The sequence below is a fragment of the Nocardiopsis sp. NPDC050513 genome, assembly GCF_044457925.1.
In the GTDB taxonomy this organism is placed as follows: domain Bacteria; phylum Actinomycetota; class Actinomycetes; order Streptosporangiales; family Streptosporangiaceae; genus Nocardiopsis.
On record NZ_JBITHK010000004.1, the window covers coordinates 44,608 to 68,263 of the forward strand.

Below are 23,656 nucleotides of genomic sequence, written 5' to 3' on the forward strand. Positions count from 1 at the left end.
GCCCCCTGGGCGGCGGCGCCCCGCGTGCCGCCCGGCTCTGGCCCGGTCGCCCCAGCGGCCCGCCCCTCGTCGCGGACCGGGGCCTGCGCCAGGGCGGGGGATGCGTTCTCGGCCCCCCGAAGCCGGACCGGCCCTCGCGGCCCTGGGAGCCCTGTGGGACCGGTCGGTCGTCCAGGCCGCCGACGCTTCCCGCGACGCGCGCGCCTTCGACCGTGAGGCCGTCCGGGCCGTCTCCGATGTGTGGGGCAACTCGGCCCTTCCCCTGTTCGGGGCCGCGACCGGCCGGTCCGCGAGCGAACGGCGTCCGCTCTCCGCACACGGTCACCGACGTCCCCATCGAGGCATACTGCCGCGCCCTCGCGGCGGCCGGAGCGGACGTCGTGGCGGCGGGAGCACTGCCCGAGCCCCAGCGCGGGGACGCGTTCCGCTCCTTGGTCACCACGCGGCTTCGACGCGGCGGCGCACAGAGGTCGGGGAGCCCGTCATGACGCCTCGGCCATGGTCCGCCTGGCGGTGCCCTCGGGGAAGGAGGGAGCGCCGTGGCCGACGCGAGTCCTGACCGCGACCGGTCCCGCCCGGCTGGTCGCGTCCGCTGGGAGACGCGTGACCGGCCGACCCCTGGGGACGCGCTCCGGGCCGCGGCCTCCGTCAGCCGATCGGCGGACCGGTGTAGTTCTCCGCGAGGTCGGCCGCCGCGAACGGCGATCCGGCGATCCGGTCGAGCTGCGACAGCTGCAGACGGCCGTCGAACCCCGACTGCCCCGGATCCGTGTGCAGGACGGTGGTCATGAAGTACGAGAAGTGCTCCGCCCGCCAGACCCGGCGCAGACACGTGTCCGAGTACGCGTCCAGCCGCTCCGTGGACCCGGTGGTCTCCAGGTGCGCGAACGCGCGCGCCAGGACGGTCACGTCCGCGGCGGCCAGGTTGAGCCCCTTGGCCCCCGTGGGCGGCACGATGTGGGCGGCGTCCCCGGCCAGGAACAGGCGGCCGTGCCGCATCGGCTCGGTCACCGAACTGCGCATCGGCAGGACCGCCTTGGCCGTGATCGGCCCCCGGTGGAGCCGCCACGACCCGTCGGCGCCGAGACGTGCGTCCAGCTCGTCCCAGATCCGCTGGTCCGACCAGGCCGACGGGTCGTCCCCGACGGGCACCTGCAGGTACAGGCGGCTCACGGACGGGGAGCGCATGCTCGCCAGCGCGAAGCCGCGGTCGGAGTGCGCGTAGACGAGCTCGTCGTAGGCGGGCGGGGCGTCGGCCGTCACGCCCAGCCACGAGTACGGGTAGGCGCGCTCGAAGGTCCGGCTGGCCCCCTCGGGGACCGCCCGGCGGGCCACCCCGTGGTAACCGTCGCAGCCCACCACGTAGTCGCAGGTGAGCGTCCTCTCCCGGCCTCCGTGGGTGTAGCGGACGACACAGGTGTCGGTGTCGGCGCCCTCGACCGCGTGGACGGGGGCCTCGAACAGCAGCGGCTCGCCGTCCGCGGCCCGCAGCGCGACGAGGTCCTTGACCATCTCCGTCTGGGCGTACACCCACACGCGGCGTCCGCCCGTCAGCGACGGGAAGTCGACGCGGTGGCGGCGCCCGTCGAAGCGCAGTTCGATCCCGTCGTGCGGGATCCCCTCGCGGTCGAGCCGTTCGGCGGCGCCCGCCTCGCGCAGTGCCTCGACCGTGCCCTGTTCGAGGATCCCGGCGCGCTGGCGCTGCTCGACGTAGGCGCGGTCGCGGCTCTCCAGCACGACGCACCCGATGCCGGAGCGCTGGAGCAGCCGGGCCAGGAGGAGACCGGCGGGTCCCGCGCCGATGACGGCGACGCGGGTGTGGTGGGGGTGGGGCACGGTCACTCCTCGGTGAGGTCGGCCAGCACGCGCTGGGCGGTGGCGAAGGCGGAGTTGGCGGCCGGCACACCGCAGTAGATCGCCGACTGGAGGATGACCTCGCCGATCTCGGCGGGGGTCAGACCGTTGGTGAGCGCGGCCCGGACGTGCATGGCGAGCTCGTCGAGGTGCCCGCGCGCGACCAGGGCGGTCAGCGTCACGCAGCTGCGCGTGCGCCGGTCCAGGCCCGGGCGGGTCCAGATCTCGCCCCACGCGTAGCGCGTGATGAGGTCCTGGAAGTCGGCGGTGAACGGGGTGGTGCGGGCCGCAGCGCGGTCGACGTGCGCGTCGCCGAGCACGGCCCGGCGCACGGCCGTGCCGGCCGCGTACCGCGCGCCGTCGGTGCCGGGGGACAGGTGGCCGAGCAGGGCGGCGGTGACGGCGTCGGGCCGCTCGACGCCCGGGAGGTGGCCGGCGCCGCCGATCTCGGTCAGAGCCGCGCCGGGGATCCCGTCGGCGAGCGCACGCCCGTGCTCGGGCGGGGTGGCGCGGTCGGCGCGCCCGGAGACGACGAGCGTGCGCGCGCGGATGTCGCCGAGGCGTTCGCGCAGGTCGTGGGCGGCCAGGGCGGCGCAGCACGCGGCGTACCCCTCGGGATCCGCGCTGGCCAGGTCGCCGAGCAGCGCCTTGCCCGCGAGGGTGGCGGCGGCGCCGGGGTCGGCGAACCACCGCTCCGGGGCCGTGCGGGCCAGGGCGGCGGTCCCCTCGCGCCGGACGAGCTCGGCGCGCTCCCTCCAGGCGGAGGGGTCGCCGAAGCGCGCGGAGGAGCACACCAGGGCCAGGGACGCCACCCGCTCGGGGCGGTGCGCGGCCAGGTGGGCGCCCACGGCCCCGCCCAGGGAGATCCCCGCGTAGTGGAAGGCCGTCCACCCCCGGGCGTCCGCGAGGTCGAGGACGAGCCGGGCCAGGTCGGCGACGGTCGCCCCGGATCCCGGCAGGAGAGAGGCGGGCGACGCCCCGTGCCCGGGCAGGTCGTAGCGGAGCACCCGGTGGTCGCGGGCGAGGGCGGGGAGCTGGGGCTCCCAGACGGCCAGGGAGGTGCCCAGGGCGGGCCCGAGGATGAGCGGGGGCGCGTCCTCCGGGCCGTCCATGCGGTGGTGGAGCAGATCGGTCACGGGGTCTCCGTCAGAGGGTCGGGTCGTTCGTCGTTGTGGGTGGGTTGGGGGGGGGGTTGTTTTGGTGTGGGGGGGGGGGGGGGGGGGGGGGTGTGGGGTGGGGGGGGTGGGGGGGGGTGGGGGTGGGGGTGTTGGGGTGGGGGGGGGGGGGGGGGGGGGGGGGGGGGGGGGCCCCGCGCGCCCCCCCCCCCCCCCCCCCCCCCCCCCGGCCTGGTGGTGGGGCGGGCCCGGTGACCTCATCCGGCCCCCCGGGGACCGGCCAGGGCGCGGTCCACCAGGAGGGGCGCGGCGCCCAGGTAGGCGGTGGGATCGGTGAGGTCCGCGAACCACCGCTCCTCCAGACCCGCCAGCTCGGGCAGGTCCCGCAGGGCCTCGGCCAGGGCCAGACCCTCCTGGGCCGCCCTGCGCGACGCGCGGGTGAGCAGCTCCTTGGCGCGGGCGCGCCCGACGCGGGCGGACAGGGCGGCGGCGATCCGCTCGGAGGTGATCCGCCCGCCGGTCAGGGCGAGGTTGGCCGCCATCCGGTCGGCGTCGACGCGCAGACCGCCGACCATCGCGGCGGCGTCGCGGGCGGCGCCGCCGGTCAGGCGCAGGGCCTCGCGCAGCGTCTGCCACTCGGCGTGCCAGGCGCCCGCGTGCCGTTCGTCCTCGCACGCCAACCCGGCCAGCAGCACCGAGGCCAGCGCGGGCAGTTGGCGGGCGGCGGCGGTGACGAGTGCCGCCCGCACCGGATTGGCCTTGTGCGGCATCGCCGAGGAGCCGCCTCCGGAGGCCTCGGCGACCTCGCCGATCTCGGTGCGCGACAGCACCAGGACGTCGGCGGCGACCTTGCCGAGCGCGCCGCCGGTGAAGGCGAGCGCTGTGCCCAGGTCGGCGATCGGGGTGCGCAGGACGTGCCAGGGCAGGCGCGGCTCGGCCAGGCCGGTCCGGCGCGCGTACGCGGCCAGGAGGCGCGGGCCGGTGTCGGGCGCCCGGTCCGGCGCGTACTCCGCGAACGCCGCCAGGGTCCCGGCCGCCCCGCCGAGCTGCGCCGGCAGCGCGGCGCGCACCCGGGACAGCCGGTCGACGGCCGCGAGCACCAGCTCCCTCCAGCCCGCCGCCTTCAGACCGAAGGCGGTCGGGACGGCGTGCTGGGTGAGCGTGCGCCCCGCCATGGGGGTGTCGCGGTGCCGGGCGGCCAGGTCGGCCAGGGCGCGCTCGGTCCGGGCCAGGTCGTCCAGCGTCAGGTCCACCGCGCGCGCCGCGACCATCATGGCCGCGGTGTCCAGGACGTCCTGGCTGGTCGCCCCGCGGTGGACGTAGGGCGCGAACTCCTCGCCCACCGCGGCCGTCAGGTCGGCGACCAGCGCGATCACCGGGTGGCCGTCGGCGCGGGCGCGCAGTGCCAGGTCGCGCGGGTCGTATCGGGCGGGGTCCGCGGCCTCGGCGACCGCCCGCGCGGCGGCGGACGGGACCAGGTCCAGGTCGGCCTGGGCCGCGGTCAGGGCGGCCTCCGCCGCCAGCATCGACGCGAGGAAGGCGGCGTCACCGGTGGCGGTCTCGACGGCCGATCCCGCGCGCCCGGGGGAGAGCAGCCCGGTGTCGAGCGGCCCGGTCACGGGAACTCCAGGAACACGGTCTCGCCCTCGCCCTGGAGGCGGATGTCGAAACGGTGGACGCGGTACGCGCCCGGTTCGGGCAACGCCAGCAGCGTCTGGCGCCGCCCGCGGGGCAGCGCGGCCAGCAGCGCGTCTCCGGGGTCGTCCATGAGGTAGGCGCGGGTGTACAGGTGGTGCAGCAGGCCCCTGGCGAAGACCGCCAGGCACACGTACGGGACCCCGCCGGGCGGCAGCGTCCGCACGGCCCAGTGCCCGTCCGGGTCCGTCGCGACCCTCCCGAACCCGGTGAAGTCCACCCCGTTGCGGCCCAGGTCGTGCCCGGTCACCGGATCGCGGCGCATCGACCCGGGAACGCCCGTGCGCGTGCCGTCCGGTGCGGGCTGCCAGGTCTCGACGAGCGCGTCCGGCACGGGTCGCCCGTCGCCGTCCAGGACCCGCCCGCACAGGGTGACCGCGTCGGGATGATCCGCCGGAGCGACCCGGCCGCCGTCCGCGAACGGCAGGGCGTAGCCGTAGAACGGGCCGACGGTGTGCGACGGCGTGGGCGCGAGCCTCATCGGTCGTCCTCCTCGTCCTCGGTCCAGGTGGCGGCCGGACCGTCCAGGACGATGTCCCAGCGGTAGCCCAGCGACCACTCGGGCACGGACAGGCCGTGGTCGTAGTCCGCCACGAGGCGGTCGCGGGCGGCCCGGTCGGTCACGGCCTGGAGGATGGGGTCGTACGGGAACAGCGGGTCCCCCGGAAAGTACATCTGCGTCACCAGCCGCTGCGTGAACGCCTCGCCGAACAGGGAGAAGTGGATGTGCGCGGGGCGCCAGGCGTTGGTGTGGTTGCGCCACGGGTAGGCGCCCGGCCGGACGGTGGTGAACGCGTACCGCCCCTCCGCGTCGGTCAGGCAGCGCCCGAACCCGGTGAAGTTGGGGTCCAGCGGCGCCGGGTGCTGGTCGAGCTGGTGGGCGTAGCGGCCCGAGGCGTTGGCCTGCCAGATCTCCACCAGTTGGCCCCGTACCGGTCGGCCCCGGCGGTCCAGCACGCGGCCGGTCACGGTGATGCGCTCGCCGAGCGGTTCACCCGCGTGGTGGCGGGTCAGGTCCGCGTCGAGGGCGGTGACGTCGGTGACGCCGAAGGCGGGACCGGTCAGCTCGACGGCCTCGGGGTCGCGCACCGGGATCAGCGGCTGGACCGGGTGGCGCAGCGCGCTGCTGCGGTACGGCGGGAAGTCGCGCGGGGGATGGCCGCCCGCGGGGGCGGCGGCCTGGGCGCGGGCGATCTCGGCGTCGATGTCGGCCTGGGACAGGCCCGGTGGCAGTGCGGTCATGGCGCTCCCTGGGAAGGAGGGGGTGGTGTCTACCGGAACGGGTGGCGCCGGAGGCGACGGGCGGGCGGGGCGGAGGTCCAAGGCAACCACCGGCTAACGTTCGAGGACAAGGGCCAGGCCCTGTCCCACCCCGACGCACAGGGCGGCGACCCCGGTTCCGCCTCCGGCCGAGGCCAGTTGGTGGGCGACGGTTCCGGCCAGACGGGCGCCGGAGGCGCCCAACGGGTGGCCGAGCGCGATGGCGCCGCCGCGCGGGTTGAGGACCGCCCGGTCGAACTCGGGCCATTCCGCCAGGCAGCCCAGGACCTGGGCGGCGAACGCCTCGTTGAGTTCGAGCACGTCCACGTCGGCGAAGGAACGCCCCGCCCGGGACAGGGCGCGGGTGACCGCCTCGACGGGCCCCAGCCCGAACCACTGCGGTTCGACGGCGCTGACCGCGCTGGCCGAGATCCGCGCCAGCGGTGCGCGCCCGGTCGCGCGCACGCCCTCCTCGTCGGCGAGCAGCAGGGCGGCGGCGCCGTCGTTGAGCGGGGAGGAGTTGCCCGCCGTCACCGTGCCGCCCTCGGTGCGGAACGACGGCGCCAGCCTCGCCATGGCCTCCAGGGAGGTGTCGGGCCGCACGCTCTCGTCGCGGTCGACCGTGACCGCCTCGCCCCGGCGCCGGGGCGCCCGGACGGCGACGATCTCGGCGTCGAACAGTCCGCGCTCCCGGGCCGCGGCCGCCTTGCGGTGGCTGTCCAGGGCGAACGCGTCCTGTTCCGCGCGGCCGATCCCGTGCTTGTCGGCGATCAGCTCGGCGGACTCGCCCAGCGGCACCGTCCACCGCGGCTCCATCGCCGGGTTGACCATCCGCCAGCCCAGGGTGGTGGAGTACAGCTCGGCGTGGCCCGGGGGGAAGGCCCGGTCGCTCTTGGGCAGCACGTAGGGTGCGCGGGTCATCGACTCCACCCCGCCGGCCACCAGGATCGACGCGTCTCCCAGCGCGATGGCGCGGGCCGCCTGGACGACGGCCTCCAGCCCGGAGGCGCACAGCCGGTTGACGGTCACCCCCGGCACCGACGCGGGCAGCCCCGCCAGGAGGGCGGCCATCCGCCCCACGTTCCGGTTCTCCTCGCCCGCGCCGTTGGCGTTGCCGAGGTAGACGTCGCCGACGAGGCCCGGGTCCAGGCCGGGGGAGCGGTCCAGCAGGGCGCGGAGGGTGTGCGCGGCCAGGTCGTCGGGGCGCACGGCCGCCAGCGCGCCGTTGTACCGGCCGACGGGGGTGCGCACGGCGTCGACGACGTAGACGTCCCGGGTTCTCACGCCCCCACCTCCGCGGTGACGCGCACCTTCGCCTCGGTCCGTGCGAGGACGTCGTCCGGGGCGACCCCGGGGGCGAGTTCGACGAGCGCGAGCCCGTCGTCGGTGACGTTCAGGACGCCCAGGTCGGTGATGATCTGGTCGACGCAGGCGCGGCCGGTGAGGGGGAGCGTGCACTCCTGGACGAGCTTGGGGCTCCCGTCCCTGGCCGTGTGCGTCATGGTGACGATGACGCGGCGGGCGCCGTGCACCAGGTCCATGGCCCCGCCGATCCCGGTGACGAGTTTCCCGGGGACCGCCCAGTTGGCGAGGTCGCCGCGGGCGGAGACCTGCATCGCACCCAGGACGGCGGTGTTGACGTGGCCGCCGCGGATCATCGCGAACGAGAGCGCGGAGTCGAAGAACGAGGCGCCCGGCAGGACGGTGACGGTCTCCTTGCCCGCGTTGATCAGGTCGGGGTCGACCTCGTCCTCGCGGGGGAAGGGACCGGTGCCGAGGATGCCGTTCTCGGACTCCAGGACCACCTCCACGCCCGGGGGCAGGTGGTTCGGGATCAGGGTGGGCAGCCCGATGCCGAGGTTGACGTACTCGCCGTCGCGCAGTTCGCGCGCGGCGCGGGCGGCGATCTGCTCGCGTGTCCAGGGCATCAGGCGTCCGCCTCCGTGACCGTGCGCTTCTCGATCCGCTTGTCGGCGGCCTGTTCGGGGGTGAGCGGCACGATCCGGCTGACGAAGACGCCGGGCAGGTGCACGTGGTCGGGGTCGATCCCGCCGGGTTCGACCAGCTCCTCCACCTCGGCGACGGCGTTGCGCCCCGCCATGGCGGCCAGCGGGTTGAAGTTGCGGGCCGACCGGCGGAAGACGAGGTTGCCGTGCCTGTCCCCCTTGGCGGCCCGTACCAGGGCGAAGTCGGTGGTGATGGCGTGCTCCAGCACGTGGGGGACGCCGCGGAACCTGCGGACCTCCTTGGGCGGGGAGGCGACGGCCACCCCGCCGCGGCCGTCGTAGCGCCAGGGCAGCCCGCCCTCGGCGACCTGGGTGCCGACCCCGGCGGGGGTGTAGAAGGCGGGGATCCCGCTGCCGCCCGCGCGCAGCCGCTCGGCGAGCGAGCCCTGGGGGATGAGTTCGAGCTCCAGTTCGCCCGCCAGGTACTGCCGTGCGAACTCCTCGTTGGAGCCGATGTAGCTGCCGGTGACCCGGCTGATCCGGCCGGCCGAGAGCAGGACGGACAGGCCGGTGTCCATGGCGCCGCAGTTGTTGGACACGACCGAGAGGCCGGTGGCGCCGTGGTCGAGCAGGGCCTGGATGAGGACCGTCGGGACGCCGCTGAGTCCGAAGCCGCCGACCGCGATCGAGGCTCCGTCGTGGATGTCCGCCACGGCCTCCGCGGCCGTGGGTACCACTTTGTCCATCCGTTCCCGCCCCACTGTGTTCGGTGAGTGAACTAAAGTTCATTAATGAACCGATCTGAGTGTCGCGTGACGGCCTCACACCTGTCAAGTCCCGGTAGCGTTCGACCCGAACGAGGAACTGCGGAGGTCCCCCATGCCGGTCACCACGACCACGCCCGCCAGGCCCGGCGAGTCCGTGGCCACGCTCGAACGGGGACTGGCCGTCGTGCGCGTCCTGGCGGCCGCCCCCGCGACGCGCATGCGCCGGAGCGACCTCGCCCGTGCCACCGGCCTGGCCCGCGCCACCGTCGACCGGGTCGCCCGCACCCTCACCCACCTCGGCTACCTGCGGGCCGAGGAGCACGACGCCGTGCTCACCCCGCTCCTGATGGAACTCGGCAACGCCTACCTGGCCGCCGATCCGTTGGCCGACGCCGCGGACGGCCCGGTCCGGGGCCTGGCCGACGAGCTCGACGAGTCGGTGTCGGTGTGCGTCCCCGACGGCGACGGGGCGCGCTTCGTGGTCCAGTGTCCCCGGCGGCGCGCCATGGCGGTCACCTTCCACGTCGGCGACCTGCTGCCCGCCGAACGCTGCGCGCCCGGGGCGCTCTTCGCCGCCGACTGGGACGAGGACACCTGGCGGCGCTGGCGCGAGCGCGTCGCCCCGGCGTCGCCCGGCGGCCCGCGCGGGAACTCCGCCGCGGTGGCGGAAAGCCGGGCCGCCGAGCCCGGCGCGGCCGCCCTCCCCGACCTGGCGGCCCGCGCGGAACGGGCGGAGCGGTCGGGCGCGGCCGTGGACGACCAGCTCGTCGAACCGGGGCTGGTGGCCGTCGCCGTACCGGTGCGCGGGGACGACGGCCGGGTCCGGTGCGCCGTGAGCGTCGTCAGCCACACCAGCCGCCACACCGCCGCAAGCCTCGCCGATCTCGCGCTGCCCCGGTTGCGCGCGTGCGCGGACGCCGTCGCCGGGGCGATGGCGCGGAGTGTCCCCGGCGCGCCGTCGGCCCCCTCGGGCCGCGCCGACGCCCTGCGCACCGCCAAGGAGGAGCTGGGCGCGGACTTCCTCCAGTCGCTGGCCCGGGGCCTGGAGGTGCTGACCTGCCTGCGCGTTCCCGGGGGGCGCACCCTGTCCGAGGTCGCCCAGGCCACCGGCCTGGCCCGCGCCACCGCCCGCCGCTCGCTGTCCGCGCTGACCCAACTGGGCTACGTCGCCACCCTCGGCGACCGCCGGTTCACCCTCCTGCCCCGCGTCCTGGAACTGGGCTACGCGCCGCTGTCCCGGCTCGCCTTCGAGCGGATCGCCACCCCCCACCTGGCCGACCTGGTACGCCGGGTGCACGACTCCGCGTCCGTGTCCGTGCTCGACGGCGACGACATCCGCTACGTGGCGCGCGTGGCCGCCACCCGCATCATGGGCGTGGACCTGGGGGTGGGCACGCGCCTGCCCGCCCACCCCACGTCGATGGGCCGGGTCCTGCTGGCCGGACGCCCGTCCGAGGAGCTGGCCGAACGGCTCGCCCGGGCCGTCCCGGAACGGCTCACGGCGCACACCCGCACCTCGCCCGAGGCCCTGGCGGACGCGGTCGACGAGGCCCGCCGCTCGGGGTACGCCCTGGTCGACCAGGAGTTGGAGGAGGGACTGTGCTCGATCGCCGTCCCCGTCCGGGACCGGCGGGGGCGGGTCGTGGCCGCCGTGAACGTGGCCGCGCACGCGGCGCAACGGGGCGCGGACTCCCTGCGCGGGGAGGTCCTGCCCGCGCTCCGCGAGGCGGCGCGCCGGATCGAGGCCGACCTGGCCGCCGCGAGCGAGCGCAACCCCGGCGCCCTGCCCGCCTGAGCGGCGGGCCCCGTTCCCAGGCCGACCGGTGCCGGGACGCGCGCCTCCCGGCCGTATGCGTGGAACGGCCGTCCCAAACAGGTTGAACGACAAGTTGGTACTGCGACGGGTGATTGGTGGGGATATTGGCGGTGATGGATAAACAAGGTGCGTCCGAACCTGTAGGGGCGATGCGTCATGCCGCAGTTCCATCCACGTGACCTGTGGGTCCGGCGTGACGGGAGGCCCCGGTTGCGCGTGAGCGCTCGCAGCGTCGCCGGTCAGATGTTCGTGTTCCAGCTGTTGGTCGTGCTGGTGCTGGTCGCGATGGGCGCGACGGCCCTGGTGCTGCAGAGCCGGTACGACAGCGAGCGGGGGGCGAGCGCCCGGTCGCTGGCCGTCGCCGAGACCTTCGCGCAGGCGCCGGGGATGGAGGAGGCGCTGGAGTCCGACGATCCCTCGGCGGTGCTGCAGCCGCTCGCCGAGGAGGCCCGGGAGGGGTCGGACGTCGACTTCATCGTGGTGATGACCCCTGAGGGCACCCGCTACACCCACCCGAACCCGGATCGCATCGGGGAGACCTTCATCGGCACCATCGCGCCCGCCGCCGCCGGGGGGATCGTCACCGAGACCTACACCGGCACCCTCGGGCCCTCCGTGCGGGCCGTGGTCCCCGTCACCGCGCAGGACGGCGAGATCGTGGGCCTGGTCGCCGCCGGCGTCACCCTGGAGCGGATCGGCGCGACCGCCGGGAAGCAGTTGCCCCTGCTGATCGGCGGCGCTGTCGTCGCGCTCGTCCTCGCGACGGGCGGGTCGGCGCTGATCCGCCGCCGGCTGCGGAAGCAGACGCACGGGCTGGGGCCGACCGAGATGACCAGGATGTACGAGCACCACGACGCGGTCCTGCACTCCGTCAAGGAGGGCGTGCTGATCACCGACGGGGACGGTCGTCTGCTGCTCTCCAACGACGAGGCGGACCGGCTGCTCGGGCTGCCCCCGGACGCCGTCGGCGGACGCGTCGACGATCTCGGCATTCCCGCGTCCATCGCCGCGCTGCTGGCTTCCGGCCGCGTCGCCACGGACGAGGTGCACCCCGCCGGCGATCTGCTGCTGGCCGTCAACCAGCGGACCACGGAGCTGCGGGGAGCGCCCCGGGGCAGCGTCATGACGCTCAGGGACACCACGGAGCTGCGCGTGCTGTCCGACAGGGCCGAACTGGCCAGGAAGCGGCTCCAACTGCTGTACGACGCCGGAGCGGGCATCGGCACCGCACTGGACGTGGCGCGGACCGCCGAGGAGCTGGCCGAGGTGGCCGTCCCCCATTTCGCCGATTTCATCGCCGTCGACCTGGCGGACCCCGTGCTGCGCGGCGAGGAACCCGGTCCCGACCGTACCGTCGTGCGCCGGGTCGCCCTCCGCGGAGTCCGGGACGACCCGCCCCTCTACCAGGTGGGGGAGCTGATCGAGTTCGTGCCGTCCAGTCCGCAGGCGCGGGGGATCGGCAGCGAGAGGGCGGTGCTGGTGCCCGACCTGGCGAACGCCCCCGCGTGGCGGGCCCAGGACCCCGTACGCGCCGAGAGGATCGTCGCGTACGGGATCCACTCGCTCATCGCGGTCCCGCTGCGTGCCCGGGGGACCGTGCTCGGAACGGCCACCTTCCTCCGTTCGGAGCGGCCCGCCCCCTTCGACGAGGACGACCTGTCCCTCTCGGCGGAGCTGGCGGCCCGCGCGGCGATCTGCATCGACAACGCCCGCCGCTACACCCGCGAACACACCATGGCGGTGACGCTGCAACGCAGCCTGCTCCCACGGGAGCTGCCCGAACAGAACGCCTTCGAGGTCGCCCACCGCTACCTGCCCGCACACGCCGGAGGGGCGGGCGGGGACTGGTTCGACGTCATCCCGCTGTCCGGCGCGCGCGTGGCGCTGGTCGTCGGCGACGTCGTCGGCCACGGTCTGCACGCCGCCGCCACGATGGGCCGACTGCGCACCGCCGTCCACAACTTCTCCAGCCTCGACCTCCCGCCGGACGAGCTCCTGGCGCGGCTCGACGAGTTGGTCATCCGCATCGATCTGGAGGAGTCCGAGTCCGCCGCGACCGAGGGGGCCTCCGAGGGCCCGGTCCTCGGCGGCCTGGTCGGCGCCACCTGTCTGTACGCCGTCTACGACCCGACCTCCGGGCGCTGCGTCCTGGCGCGCGCCGGTCACCCCCTGCCCGCCCTGGTCGAGCCCGACGGCACCGTGACCTTCCCCGAGTTGCCCGCCGGGCCGCCCCTGGGGCTGGGCGGCCTGCCCTTCGAAGCCGACGAGCTGCTGCTGACGGAGGGCAGCCAACTGGTCCTGTACACCGACGGTCTGCTGGAGGACCGCGACCGGGACATCGGCTCCGGCCTGGACCGGCTGCGCCGGACACTGGCCGCCGCGCACGGCCGGACGCCGGACGAGACCTGCCGGGAGGTGTTCGGCTCGCTGCTGACCGACCGGCCGAAGGACGATGTCGCCCTGCTCATCGCCCGCACCCGCAGGCTGCCCCGGGACCAGGTCGCCGAATGGGACGTGCCCGTGGACCCCGCGGCGGTCGCCCCCGTCCGGGCCGCCGTCACCCGGCAGCTGACCGCGTGGGAGCTGGACGGCAGCGTGTTCGTCACCGAACTGATCCTCAGCGAGTTGGTCACCAACGCCATCCGCTACGGCCAAGGCCCGATCCGGGTTCGACTGATCTACGACCGCGCCCTGATCTGCGAGGTCTCCGACGCCGCGAGCACCGCCCCGCACCTGCGTTACGCCGCCAGTATGGACGAGGGCGGCCGCGGCCTGTTCCTCGTCGCCCAGCTCGCCGAGCGCTGGGGCACCCGCTACACCGCCGAGGGCAAGGTCATCTGGGCCGAACAGTCCCCGGACGGCCGACAGGACGAGTTCGTCGGCGCGGTCGACCTCGACCTGTTCTGAGTGCGGCGCGGGCGCCGGAGGGCCTCCGGGACGGCGCCGTCCCGCAAGCCCCCGGCGCCCGCGCGGTCAGCCGCGGAAGCGCAGCACCGGCTTGAGCACGCGGCCCGCCTCGGCGTCGGCCGCCGCCTCGTTGATCCGCTCCGGCGGGTAGGTCCGCACCATGCGGTCGAACGGCAGGCGGCCCTGGCGGTGCAGCTCGACCAGACGCGGGACGAACGTGTCGAGGTCGCTGTCGCCCTCGATCACCCCGCGCACGGTGCGGCCCTGGAGGAGGTCGTTGACGTCCAACGCCGCCTCGCTGCCCATCGACGGCGCGCCGACCACGGCCACACTCCCGGCGACCGCGAGCGCGTCCACGGCCTGGCGCAACACCGCGGGCACCCCGCTGGACTCCACCGCGGTGTCGGCCCCGCCCCCGGTGAGTTCGGCGATCCGGGCCACCGGGTCGTCCTCGGCGGCGTTGACCGTGTGGGTGGCCCCCAGCTCCAGGGCCAGCTCCAGCCGGGAGGGCACGACGTCGACCGCCACAATCGGGTGGGCGCCGGTCAGCGCGGCGGCCATCACGGCGGACAGTCCCACCGCCCCCGCCCCGAACACCGCCAGGCTCTGTCCCTTCTCGGGCCGGAGCACGTTGAGGACCGTTCCCGCCCCCGTCTGCACACCGCAGCCCACGGGCGCCAGAGCGGCCAGTTCGTCCTCGTCGCGGACGCGCACGGGAACGACGCAGCGCTGGTCGACCACGGCCCGGTACGCGAACGACGACTGTCCGAAGAACCGGCCGCCGACCGGCTCGCCGTCGGCCTGTGTGATGGGCGTGGTCCCGTCGGGACGCCGCCCGGAGAAGTTGCGCGGCAGGAACGCGGCGCAGTAGGCGGGCCGTCCGGCGCCGCAGTTCGCGCACTCTCCGCACGAGCTGAACGACAACAGGACGGTGTCACCCGGCCCGGCGCGGGTGACGTCGGCGCCCACGGCCTCCACGACCCCGGCGCCCTCGTGCCCGAGGACGGCGGGGAGCGGGACCGGCAGCCCGCCGTCCCGGGAGGTCAGGTCCGTGTGGCAGATGCCCGCGGCCACGACGCGGACCAGGACCTCGTCGGGACGGGGGGCGTCCAGGCGGACCTGCGTCCAGTCGAAGGCGCTGGCGCCGGGCCGGGCCACGGCCGCTCGGGTGGTCACCATGGGGGCTCCTCGCAGTTGCGTCGGCAGGGACGGGGGGAGATGCTCGTGCGCATGTCAGAAGGGGTAGACGGCGGCCTGGGAGCGGACGGTGATCCACCGGGTCTCGGTGAACGACTCGATGTTGGCGGCGGGTCCGCCGACCCGGCCGAACCCTGAGTTCCCGACGCCGCCGAACGGGGAGACCGCCTCGTCGTTGACGGTCTGGTCGTTGATGTGCGCCATTCCCGAGGGGATGCGCTCGGCCAGGGCCATCCCCTTGCCCACATCGGAGGTGGTGATGCCCAGGCTCAGCCCGTACTCGCTGTCGGCGGCCAGCTCGGCGGCCTCGTCCAGGGTGTCGAAGGCCAGTACCGGGGCGACCGGGCCGAACACCTCCTGCGCGTAGGCGGGCATGTCCCGGGTGACGTCGGCGAGCACGGTCGGCCGGTAGAACAGCCCCTCGTGGGTGCCGCCCGCGGCCAGCCGGGCGCCCGCCTTCACCGTGGCGGTGACCAGGTCGTGCACCCGCTCCACCTGGCGGGCGTCGATGATCGGGCCCAGCGCGACCTCTCCCGTGGCCGGGTCGCCGACCGGCAGCGCGTCCGCCCTGGCGGCGAGCCGCTCGACGTACTCCCCGGCCAGGCTGGAGTGCACCAGGTGGCGCCCCGAGGCCATGCAGATCTGTCCCGAGTGCAGGAACGAACCCCACGCGCCCAGCCCGACGGCGGCGTCCAGGTCGGCGTCGTCGAGCACGACGAACGCCGAGTTCCCGCCCAGCTCCAGGTGGGCCCGCTTCAGGTGGCGGGCGGCCAGCTCGCCCACGGCGCGGCCCGCCGCGGTGGACCCGGTGAAGGAGACGACCCGGATCCGCGGATCGGCCACCAGCGCCTGCCCGGTGTCGGCGCCGCCGGGCAGCACGTGCAGCAGGCCCTCGGGCAGCCCGGCCTCCTCGAAGATCCGCGCGATCGCCGCGCCCGCGCTCACGCAGGTGCGCGGGTCGGGCTTGAGGACCACCGCGTTGCCCAGGGCGAGGGCGGGAGCGATCGCGCGCATCGCCAGGATCAGCGGGAAGTTGAACGGCGAGATCACGCCGACCACGCCGACGGGCACCCGCTTGGTCAGGGACAGCCGGTCCTGGTCGGTGGGCAGCAGTTCGCCCAGGGGCGCCGAGGCCAACGCCGCCGCCTCCTCGCACTCGTGCACCGAGACGGACACCTCCAGCGCTGCCTTGGCCGGGACCGACCCGGATTCGCGGATCAGCCAGTCCTGGACCTGGCCGGCGTGGCGCTCCAGGATGTCCCCGGCGCGGCGCAGCACCCGGGCCCGTTCGCGGTGGGGCAGGGCGGCCCAGTCGCGCTGGGCCCGGGCCGCCCGCTCCGCGGCCTCGGCCACGTCGGCGGGCGAGGCGACACCGACGCGGCCGAGTTCGGCCCCGGTGGCGGGTTCGGTGACGGGCGCGTCGGCGGCGGCACCGCGCCAGCCGCCGCTGAAGATCCGCCCGGTCCAGAGCCCGGGGTCGAGCAGGTCGGGGGCGTCGGCGGTCCGGGGAGTGCCGGTCGTGGGTCGCTGGGTCATGCCGGGTCCTTTGGTCGGTGCGGTCGGTGGTCGGTGGCGTCGGCGGTCAGAGGACGTCGATGGACAGGTGCCCGCCCACCGCGCGGGACACACAGGTGCACAGTGTTCCTCCGTCGGCCTTCTGGCGGTCGCTGAGGAACACGTCGCGGTGGTCGACCGGTCCGGTCGAGGAGAGCACCTTCACTTCGCAGAGTCCGCACTCCCCGCGCAGGCAGTCGAACATCATGTCGGCGCCCGCCGCGCGCAGGGCGTCCAGCAGCGAACGGGTGCGCGGGACCTCCGCGCTGATGCCCAGTCGGGGGATCTCGACCGTGAACTCCTCGGAGGCGTGGTGCCCCGCGCCGCCGAAGGTCTCGTGGCGCAGCGCGGCGGCGGGACGCCCGGCGTCGCGCCAGTGCCGTCGGAGTTCGTCGACCATGCGCATCGGACCGCACACGTACGCCTCCGTGCCCTCCGGCTCGGCGCGCGCCAGCCCGGCCAGGTCGAGTCGGCCTCCCTCGTCGGAGACGGCGCAGGTGACGCGGCCGGGGTGGTCGGCGAGCAGGGCGTCGAGGAAGGGCATGCGCTCGCGGGACCGGCCCGCGTAGACCACGCGGTAGTCCGCTCCGGAGCCGCGCAGGGTGCGCGCCATGCCGATGATCGGGGTGATGCCGATCCCGCCCGCCACGAGCAGGTAGCGCTCCCGCCCGGGCAGCAGGTCGAAGCCGCTGAGCGGCTCGGACACGGTGAGGGCGTCGCCGGGCCGCAGTCCGTGCATGTAGCGGGAGCCGCCCCGGCTGTCGGGGTCCAGCCGCACGGCCACCGTCAGCATCCCCCGGTCGCGGCCGTCGTCCACGAGGGTGTAGGAGCGGGTCCCGGGGCGGCCGTCGACGTGCACGGCGACGTCGATGTGGCTGCCCGGCGGGGCGGTGGTCGGCCCGAGGCCGCCGGGGTCGAGGACGATCCGGCGCACCTCGGGGGTGAGGGGCTCGGTGTCGCGCACACGTGTGCGGATCCACCGCGTCTTCCGTCGCCCGGCCATCAGAGCCCCGCCTCGGCGGCGACCATGCGGTCGAGCAGGCGGCGCACCCACATGCCGCCCGCGTCGATGTTGAGGTTGTAGAAGTCGTAGTCGGGGTGGGCCCCGATCGCCCGCTGCTGGGCGTTGAGCATGGTCTCGTCCTCGAAGAAGACCCCCGACACCCCCTCGCGCAACTGGGTGGTGACCCGCTGGTCCCCCAGCTTGTAGTCGCGGGCGAACGCCCAGAAGTAGTGCGAGGCGCGCTCGGTCTCGGGGGTGATGGTGTTGAGGACGTAGCCGTTGACGCCCTGGCTCCGGTCGCCCTCCGGGGCGCCGGTCCCGGCCTTGGCCACCCCGACGTCGATGCAGATCGTCGAGGGCCGCTCGAAGCGGATGATCTGCCAGCGGTCCACCGGTCCGGAGTAGTCGGGGAAGCGTTCGGCCAACTGGGCGGCCCAGAACGGAGGCGCCTGGATCCCGTGCATCCACCGGCTGACGGTGACGGTGGTGTCGGTGTGGGCGACCTCGAAGGGCACCTCGTTGAGCTCCGCGTTGCCGATGCTGCCGCCGTGCAGGAACGTCTCGTGGGTCAGGTCCATCAGGTTGTCGAGGACGAGGCGGTAGTCGCACTCGGCGCGGATGGTCCTGCCGTCGCCGGCCCAGGCGGGGTCGTCGTTCCAGTGCATGTCGGGGACGAGGCCGGGGTCGGCCAGCGCGGGCTCGCCGGGCCAGATCCACACGTAGCGGTGGCGCTCGACCACGGGGAAGGACCGCACGCACGCGCTCGGGTTGATGGTCTCCTGCGCGGGCATGTGGGTGGCCCGCCCGTCGGAGTCGTAGCGGATCCCGTGGTAGCCGCACTGGATCTCGTCCCCGACCAGCTGCCCCATGGACAGCGGAACCAGACGGTGCCAGCAGGCGTCGGCCAGCGCGGTGACGCGGCCGTCGGTGCGCCGGTACAGGACGACCGGGGAGTCGCACACGGTGCGGGCCACCAGCGTGCGACCGACCTCGTGATCCCAGGCGATGGCGTACCAGGCGTTGAGCGGGAAGGTGCGCGTCCCCTTCATGGGGGCCTCCGGTTGGTCGTTCGGATCAGGGGGCGTCGATGTCGGCGAGGTCGCGGCGTCCGGTCTCGCCGGTGAACCAGATGGCGACGGCGCTGATCAGCCCGGCGGCCACGAGCATCCAGGAGATGCCGTGCGTGGCGGTGCCGCCGCCCGCCGCGGTGAGGAGCGAGGCCGCGGCCAGCGGGCTCAGGCCGGCACCGAGGACGGTCGCCGTCTGGTAGCTCACCGAGGCGCCGGTGTAGCGCAGGTGGGTGTCGAACATCTCCGCCAGCAGGGCGGCCATGGGCGCGTACATCGCGCTGACCACGACGGACTGCACGAGGACCGTGCTCGCGATCAGTCCGACGACGGTACCGGTGTTGACCAGCCAGAACGCGGGGAAGGCGGCGATCGCCACGGCCAGGGCCCCGCCGAGGTAGACGGGTCTGCGGCCGACGCGGTCCGACAGCCGGGCGTAGAGGGGGGTGAGGGCGATGGCCAGCGTCGAGGAGATGACCACGGCGGTCAGCGCGGAGGACCGGCCGTAGCCGATGCCGATGGCGTAGGAGATGACGAAGGCGGTGAAGATGCCCTGGGCGGCGAACGGGGCGATTCCGGCGACCACGGCCAGCAGCAGGTTCCTCGGCCGGGTGAGCACGACCTCCAGGAACGGCAGGCGGCCGCGGGGGCGTCCGGTGGGCGACGGCTCGGCCTGGGCGAACACCGGGCTCTCGCTGATCCGCATGCGGACGAACAGGCCGACCCCGATCAGTGCGACGCTGGCCAGGAAGGGGACACGCCAGCCCCAGGCCATGAACTGCTCGTCGGGCAGCAGTCCGGCCAGGGCCAGGGCGAGGGTGGCCAGCACGGCGCCGGTGGGGGCGCCCATCTGGGTGACGCCGCCCCACACCCCGCGCTTGCCCGGGGCCGCGTGCTCGACGGTCATCAGGGCGGCCCCGCCCCACTCGCCGCCGACCGCGACGCCCTGCACGACGCGCAGCGCCACCAGGACCGCCGGCGCGGCCAGACCGATGTGCTCGTAGGTCGGCAGCAGGCCGATCAGGGTGCTGGCCGCGCCCATGAGGATCATCGTGGTGAGCAGCATGCGCTTGCGGCCGAGCCGGTCGCCGAAGTGGCCGAAGACGATCCCGCCGAGCGGTCGGGCGAAGTACCCGGCGGCCAGGGTGCCGAAGGAGGCGATGACGCCCACGAGCGGGTCGAGGTCGGGGAAGAACAGGGGTCCGAAGACCAGCGCGGCGGCGGTGCCGTAGAGGAGGAAGTCGTACATCTCCACGGTGGTGCCGATGTAGCTGGACAGGGCGACGCGGCGGATCTCGCGCGGATCGACGCGCTCGCCGGACGGTCGGTCGGTCGGCGGAACCGGAGGGGTGGCGGACGAGGTCATGGGGTGTGTCCTCTCGGGACGGCGCCGCGGCGCCGCTGGGGGAAGGGTCCCGGATCGGAACGGGGAGGGGTGGACGGGGCCCGCGGGGCAGGGCCGGGGAGCCGGTGCGGACCCCGCGGGCCGGGTCCCTAGGCGTAGTAGCGGTAGACGGCCTGCAGGACGCAGGCGGGCTTGTCGGAGCCCTCGATCTCGACGGTCCCGTCGACGGTGGCCTGGACCCCGCCCCGGACGTCGGTGACCTCGGTCAGCCGCGCGGCCAGCCGCACACGCGAGTCCACCGGGACCGGGGAGGGGAAGCGGACCTTGTTGAGGCCGTAGTTGACGGCCATGTCGATGCCCTTCATCTCCAGGACCTCGCCGAACATCGGGATGACGAGGGACAGGGTGAGGTATCCGTGCGCGATGGCGCCGCCGAAGGGGCCGTCCTTGGCCCTGTCGGGGTCGGTGTGGATCCACTGGTGGTCGTCGGTGGCGTCGGCGAAGGTGTCGATCCGCTGCTGGTCGACGGTGCGCCAGGGGCTGTGGCCCAGGTCAGCGCCCGCGGCGGCGCGCAGTTCGTCGAGTCCGGTGACGGTGATCGGCATGGGTACGGTCCTTCGGGTCGTGGCGGTGGGTGGTCAGACGCCGCCGTGCTGTCGGCGCAGGTCGGCCTTGCGCAGCTTGCCGGTGGCGTTGCGGGGGAGTCCGTCGGCGAACACCACTGAGCGGGGCGCCTTGTAGCGGGCCAGACGGCCCTCGAAGTGGGCGAGGAGGTCCTCCTCGGTGGGGTCGGTCCCGGGTCGGGCGACGACGACGGCACGGCCGACCTCGCCCCAGCGCTCGTCGGGGACCCCGATGACCGCGCATTCGAGCACGTCGGGGTGGTCGTGCAGGACGTTCTCGACCTCGGCGGGGTAGATGTTCTCCCCGCCCGAGATGATCATGTCCTTGGCGCGGTCCACGATGCGCACGAAGCCCTCGTCGTCCGCCGTGGCCACGTCGCCGGTGCGGAACCAGCCGTCGGCGGTGTGGGCGCGGGCGGTGTCGTCGGGCCGGCCCCAGTAGCCGCGCATCACGTTGGGTCCCTGGACGACGACCTCCCCCGGCTCGCCGGGTGCCGCGTCGGTCAGGTCGGGGCGGACGATCCGCACGTCGGTGAAGACGCTCGGCCGCCCCGCGCTCCCGGCCTTGCGGACACTGTCGGCGGCGCCGAGCATGAGCACGCCGGGCGCGGTCTCGGTCATGCCGTAGCCCTGGAGGAAGGTGAGCCCGCGCTCCTGGTAGACGGCGATGGTCGACGCGGGGACGGGGGCGCCGCCCGCCATCAGCACGCGCAGCGAGGACAGGTCGGCGCCGGCCCAGCCGGGGTGCGCGGCCAGGGCGTCGAACATGGCGGGCACGCCGAACATCCAGCTGACCCGCCGGGTGGCGAACAGGTCGATGACGCGCGCCGGGTCGAAGCCCGGCTCGATGACCACGCGGCCGCCCTTGAGCAGGGTGGGCAGGCAGGTCATGTTGAGCGCCGCGGTGTGGAACAGCGGCGCGCTGACCAGGGTGACCTCGTCGGCGGTGACGTCCACGTCGATGAGGACGTTGACGCAGTTCCAGGTGATGTTGCCGTGGGTGAGCTCGGCGCCCTTGGGCTGCCCGGTGGTCCCGGACGTGTACATGATCATGCAGGTGTCGTCGAGGCCGACCGGCTCGTCCACGGCGACCGGCACGGCGGCGGCGATCAGCGCCTCGTAGCCGTCGGGGGCGCTCCCCTCCACCGGGACCAGGACGCGCAGACCCGTCCAGTCGCACAGCTCCCCCGCGGCCCGGGACTGCTCGGCGCCGTGCACGAGGACGCACGCACCCGAGTCGTCGATCATGTACGCCAGTTCGGGGGCGGCCAGGCGCGTGTTGAGCGGCACGAACACCGCGCCCAGGCGGGCGGTCGCGAGCAGGGTCTCCAGCAGGGCGGGGTGGTTGGCGCCCAGGTAGGCGACGCGGTCGCCGCGCCGCACCCCCCGGCCGCGCAGCGCCGCGGCCAGCCGGGTGACGCGCTCGTGCAGCTCGGCGTAGGTGAACGACCGCTCCCCGTGGACGATCGCGGTGCGCTCGGGCGAGGAGCGCGCCCGCCGGGCGGTCCAGGAGCCGATCCCCTCGTCACGCATCGCCGCCGCCTCCCTTCAGCCCCAGCAGCCGGGCCGCGTTGTGCTTGAGGATCTTGGGCCGCACCTCGGGCTTGATGTCCAGGCGCTCGAAGTCGGCCAGCCAGCGTTCGGGGGACAGGACGGGGTAGTCGGAGCCGAACAGCACCCGGTCCTGGAGCAGGGAGTTGGCGTAGCGGACCAGTTGGGGCGGGAAGTACTTGGGCGACCATCCGGACAGGTCGATGTACACCTGGGGCTTGTGCACGGCGACCGACAGCGCCTCGTCCTGCCAGGGGAAGGACGGGTGGGCCATGATGATCGGCATGCCGGGGAAGTCGGCGGCCACGTCGTCCACGTACAGCGGGTTGGAGTACTTCAGGCGGATGCCGCCCCCGCCGGGCGTGCCCGCGCCGATGCCGGTCTGGCCGGTGTGGAAGAGCGCGACGGCGCCCAGCTCCTCCAGGGCCTCGTAGAGCACGTAGGCGGAGCGGTCGTTGGGGAAGAACTCCTGGAGGCTGGGGTGGAACTTGAAGCCGCGGACGCCGTACTCGGTGACCAGCCTGCGCGCCTGCCGCGCGCCCAGGCGGCCCTTGGCCGGGTCGATGCTGGCGAAGGGGATGAGCACGTCCGGGTGCTCGGCGGCGGCCTGGGCCACCTCCTCGTTGGGGACGGCGGGCAACCCGGTGGTGGACTCGGTGTCGACGGGGAAGACGACGGCCGCCATGCGGCGCTCGCGGTAGTGGGCGGCGATCTCGGGCAGGGACGGCTTGCGGTGCGCGGCGTCGGTCCCGAAGTAGGCACTGGAGGCGTCGTGCAGGGAGTCGTCCAGGGACTGGCGGCCCTCGGCGGAGACCTCGGCGTGGGTGTGGACGTCGATCGCGGTGACGCTGTCGAGGTCGATGCTCATCGGGCCCCCTCCTCAGGGACGGCCGGGGCCGGGACGCCGACGCTCTCGGGAACCCGGCCGAGCGTGGCGGGCCAGGCCGCGGCGATGTCCTCGGCGCTCCACCCGCCGTCGGTGAGCGCGACGTACGTCTCGGCCGGGTGCGACCACAGGGAGAGGCGGTCGCCCCCGATCCCGACGCACTGGCCGGTCACCGACGCGGCGGCGTCGGAGGCCAGGAAGGCGACCAGGCCGGCCGCGTCGTCGGGGGAGCCGAACCCCTCGCCCTTGCGCAGCCAGTCCGGCAGGGGTTCGCCGCGCTCGCGGGCCGCCTCGACGTAGGGCGCGAAGGCGGGGATCGTCTCGGTCATCGCGGTGGCGGCGACGGGGATGACGGCGTTGACGGTGATCCCGGCCCGGGCGCACTCCATCGACCAGGTGCGGGCCATGGCGGCGATCCCGGCCTTGGCGGCGGCGTAGTTGGTCTGCCCGAAGTTGCCGCGCTGCCCGGCGGGGGAGCCGACCAGGACGAGCCGTCCGCCCCCGCCGCGCTCGCGCATGTGGGCGACGGCGGCGCGGGCGCAGGTGAAGGTGCCGCGCAGGTGGACGTCGACCACGGTGTCGAAGTCGTCGTCGGTCATCTTCCACAGCACGCGGTCGCGCAGCACCCCGGCGTTGGTGACCAGGACGTCGAGGCGGCCGAACTCCTCCACGGCCCGGTCCACGAGCCGCTGCGCGGTCGAGGCGGGTCCCACGGCCGCGGCCTCGGCGACGGCGGTGCCGCCCTCGGCGGTGATCGTCTCGACGGCCGCCTTGGCCGCCTCGGCGTCGGCGTCGTTGACCACGACCGCCGCGCCCGCGGCCGCCAGGCGTCGGGCATAGGCCAGGCCGAGCCCGCGTCCGGCCCCGGTGACCAGCGCGCTCTTGCCCGACAGTCCGATGCTGTCCGCCATGGTGGTCTCCTCGTTCGTGTCGGTGGCGGGGACGCGGCGGACCGCCGGAGTGACGGGGGTCACGCGGTTCGCCGCTGCTCTCGAAGTTAGGCATAATGTGGATTGCAGTCAAGAACTTGCCCAACTTAATTTCGGGGGCGGCGCTGTTACGCTGACGCC

General features: G+C 74.8%; 19 protein-coding genes. 2 read left to right on the forward strand and 17 right to left on the reverse strand.

What is annotated here, in order from left to right:
* Positions 1 to 648 precede the first annotated feature (648 nt).
* The 8 genes from ACIBFB_RS08145 to ACIBFB_RS08180 form a co-directional block, all read right to left on the reverse strand.
* On the reverse strand, positions 649 to 1,842 hold the full coding sequence (locus tag ACIBFB_RS08145; RefSeq protein ID WP_397227615.1) for a 4-hydroxybenzoate 3-monooxygenase: 1,194 nt from the start codon (positions 1,840 to 1,842) through the stop codon (positions 649 to 651).
* The gene (gene pcaD, locus ACIBFB_RS08150; RefSeq protein WP_397227617.1) at positions 1,839 to 2,990 is read right to left on the reverse strand and encodes a 3-oxoadipate enol-lactonase; all 1,152 of its coding nucleotides are present in this window, start codon (positions 2,988 to 2,990) and stop codon (positions 1,839 to 1,841) included. The genes ACIBFB_RS08145 and pcaD overlap by 4 nt, the downstream gene beginning before the upstream one ends.
* A gap of 236 nt (positions 2,991 to 3,226) precedes the next feature.
* Positions 3,227 to 4,588 carry a 3-carboxy-cis,cis-muconate cycloisomerase gene (gene pcaB / locus ACIBFB_RS08155; RefSeq protein WP_397227619.1) on the reverse strand — a complete coding sequence of 454 codons (1,362 nt, stop codon included), beginning with the start codon at positions 4,586 to 4,588 and terminating at the stop codon, positions 3,227 to 3,229.
* Positions 4,585 to 5,145 carry a protocatechuate 3,4-dioxygenase subunit alpha gene (gene pcaG, locus ACIBFB_RS08160; RefSeq protein ID WP_397227621.1) on the reverse strand — a complete coding sequence of 187 codons (561 nt, stop codon included), beginning with the start codon at positions 5,143 to 5,145 and terminating at the stop codon, positions 4,585 to 4,587. The genes pcaB and pcaG overlap by 4 nt, the downstream gene beginning before the upstream one ends.
* On the reverse strand, positions 5,142 to 5,906 hold the full coding sequence (gene pcaH / locus ACIBFB_RS08165; protein ID WP_397227623.1) for a protocatechuate 3,4-dioxygenase subunit beta: 765 nt from the start codon (positions 5,904 to 5,906) through the stop codon (positions 5,142 to 5,144). Before pcaH ends, pcaG begins: the two co-directional genes overlap by 4 nt.
* 93 nt (positions 5,907 to 5,999) lie before the next feature.
* On the reverse strand, positions 6,000 to 7,208 hold the full coding sequence (locus ACIBFB_RS08170; protein WP_397227625.1) for a thiolase family protein: 1,209 nt from the start codon (positions 7,206 to 7,208) through the stop codon (positions 6,000 to 6,002).
* On the reverse strand, positions 7,205 to 7,852 hold the full coding sequence (locus ACIBFB_RS08175) for a CoA transferase subunit B (protein ID WP_397227627.1): 648 nt from the start codon (positions 7,850 to 7,852) through the stop codon (positions 7,205 to 7,207). Before ACIBFB_RS08175 ends, ACIBFB_RS08170 begins: the two co-directional genes overlap by 4 nt.
* A complete protein-coding gene (locus ACIBFB_RS08180) occupies positions 7,852 to 8,616 on the reverse strand; it encodes a CoA transferase subunit A (RefSeq protein ID WP_397227629.1) in 765 nt (254 codons plus the stop codon). Before ACIBFB_RS08180 ends, ACIBFB_RS08175 begins: the two co-directional genes overlap by 1 nt.
* 133 nt (positions 8,617 to 8,749) lie before the next feature.
* Here ACIBFB_RS08180 and ACIBFB_RS08185 point away from each other — a divergent pair, with 133 nt between their 5' ends.
* Positions 8,750 to 10,432, forward strand: coding sequence for an IclR family transcriptional regulator C-terminal domain-containing protein (locus ACIBFB_RS08185; RefSeq protein WP_397227631.1), 1,683 nt, complete (start codon positions 8,750 to 8,752; stop codon positions 10,430 to 10,432).
* A 237-nt stretch (positions 10,433 to 10,669) separates the two neighbouring features.
* Positions 10,670 to 13,360 carry a SpoIIE family protein phosphatase gene (locus tag ACIBFB_RS08190; protein WP_397227633.1) on the forward strand — a complete coding sequence of 897 codons (2,691 nt, stop codon included), beginning with the start codon at positions 10,670 to 10,672 and terminating at the stop codon, positions 13,358 to 13,360.
* 66 nt (positions 13,361 to 13,426) lie between these two features.
* Here ACIBFB_RS08190 and ACIBFB_RS08195 read toward each other — a convergent pair whose 3' ends face one another.
* From ACIBFB_RS08195 to ACIBFB_RS08235, 9 genes are all read right to left on the reverse strand, one after another.
* Positions 13,427 to 14,539, reverse strand: coding sequence for an NAD(P)-dependent alcohol dehydrogenase (locus ACIBFB_RS08195; RefSeq protein ID WP_397227635.1), 1,113 nt, complete (start codon positions 14,537 to 14,539; stop codon positions 13,427 to 13,429).
* A 54-nt stretch (positions 14,540 to 14,593) separates the two neighbouring features.
* Complete coding sequence (locus tag ACIBFB_RS08200; RefSeq protein ID WP_397227637.1) at positions 14,594 to 16,093, reverse strand: benzaldehyde dehydrogenase; 1,500 nt, start codon at positions 16,091 to 16,093, stop codon at positions 14,594 to 14,596.
* A 46-nt stretch (positions 16,094 to 16,139) separates the two neighbouring features.
* Complete coding sequence (locus tag ACIBFB_RS08205; protein WP_397227639.1) at positions 16,140 to 17,075, reverse strand: PDR/VanB family oxidoreductase; 936 nt, start codon at positions 17,073 to 17,075, stop codon at positions 16,140 to 16,142.
* Positions 17,076 to 17,113: 38 nt separating this feature from the next.
* The gene (locus ACIBFB_RS08210) at positions 17,114 to 18,163 is read right to left on the reverse strand and encodes a Rieske 2Fe-2S domain-containing protein (protein ID WP_397227641.1); all 1,050 of its coding nucleotides are present in this window, start codon (positions 18,161 to 18,163) and stop codon (positions 17,114 to 17,116) included.
* A 25-nt stretch (positions 18,164 to 18,188) separates the two neighbouring features.
* Positions 18,189 to 19,547: an MFS transporter gene (locus tag ACIBFB_RS08215; protein ID WP_397227643.1), complete on the reverse strand. Its 1,359-nt coding sequence runs from the start codon at positions 19,545 to 19,547 to the stop codon at positions 18,189 to 18,191.
* Between the two features lie 128 nt (positions 19,548 to 19,675).
* Positions 19,676 to 20,131 (reverse strand): MaoC family dehydratase, encoded by a 456-nt coding sequence (locus ACIBFB_RS08220; RefSeq protein WP_397227645.1) that lies wholly within the window; start codon positions 20,129 to 20,131, stop codon positions 19,676 to 19,678.
* 33 nt (positions 20,132 to 20,164) lie between these two features.
* Positions 20,165 to 21,682 (reverse strand): long-chain fatty acid--CoA ligase, encoded by a 1,518-nt coding sequence (locus ACIBFB_RS08225; protein WP_397227647.1) that lies wholly within the window; start codon positions 21,680 to 21,682, stop codon positions 20,165 to 20,167.
* Positions 21,675 to 22,568: an amidohydrolase family protein gene (locus tag ACIBFB_RS08230; RefSeq protein WP_397227649.1), complete on the reverse strand. Its 894-nt coding sequence runs from the start codon at positions 22,566 to 22,568 to the stop codon at positions 21,675 to 21,677. The genes ACIBFB_RS08225 and ACIBFB_RS08230 overlap by 8 nt, the downstream gene beginning before the upstream one ends.
* On the reverse strand, positions 22,565 to 23,497 hold the full coding sequence (locus ACIBFB_RS08235) for an SDR family NAD(P)-dependent oxidoreductase (protein ID WP_397227651.1): 933 nt from the start codon (positions 23,495 to 23,497) through the stop codon (positions 22,565 to 22,567). Before ACIBFB_RS08235 ends, ACIBFB_RS08230 begins: the two co-directional genes overlap by 4 nt.
* Positions 23,498 to 23,656 lie beyond the last annotated feature (159 nt).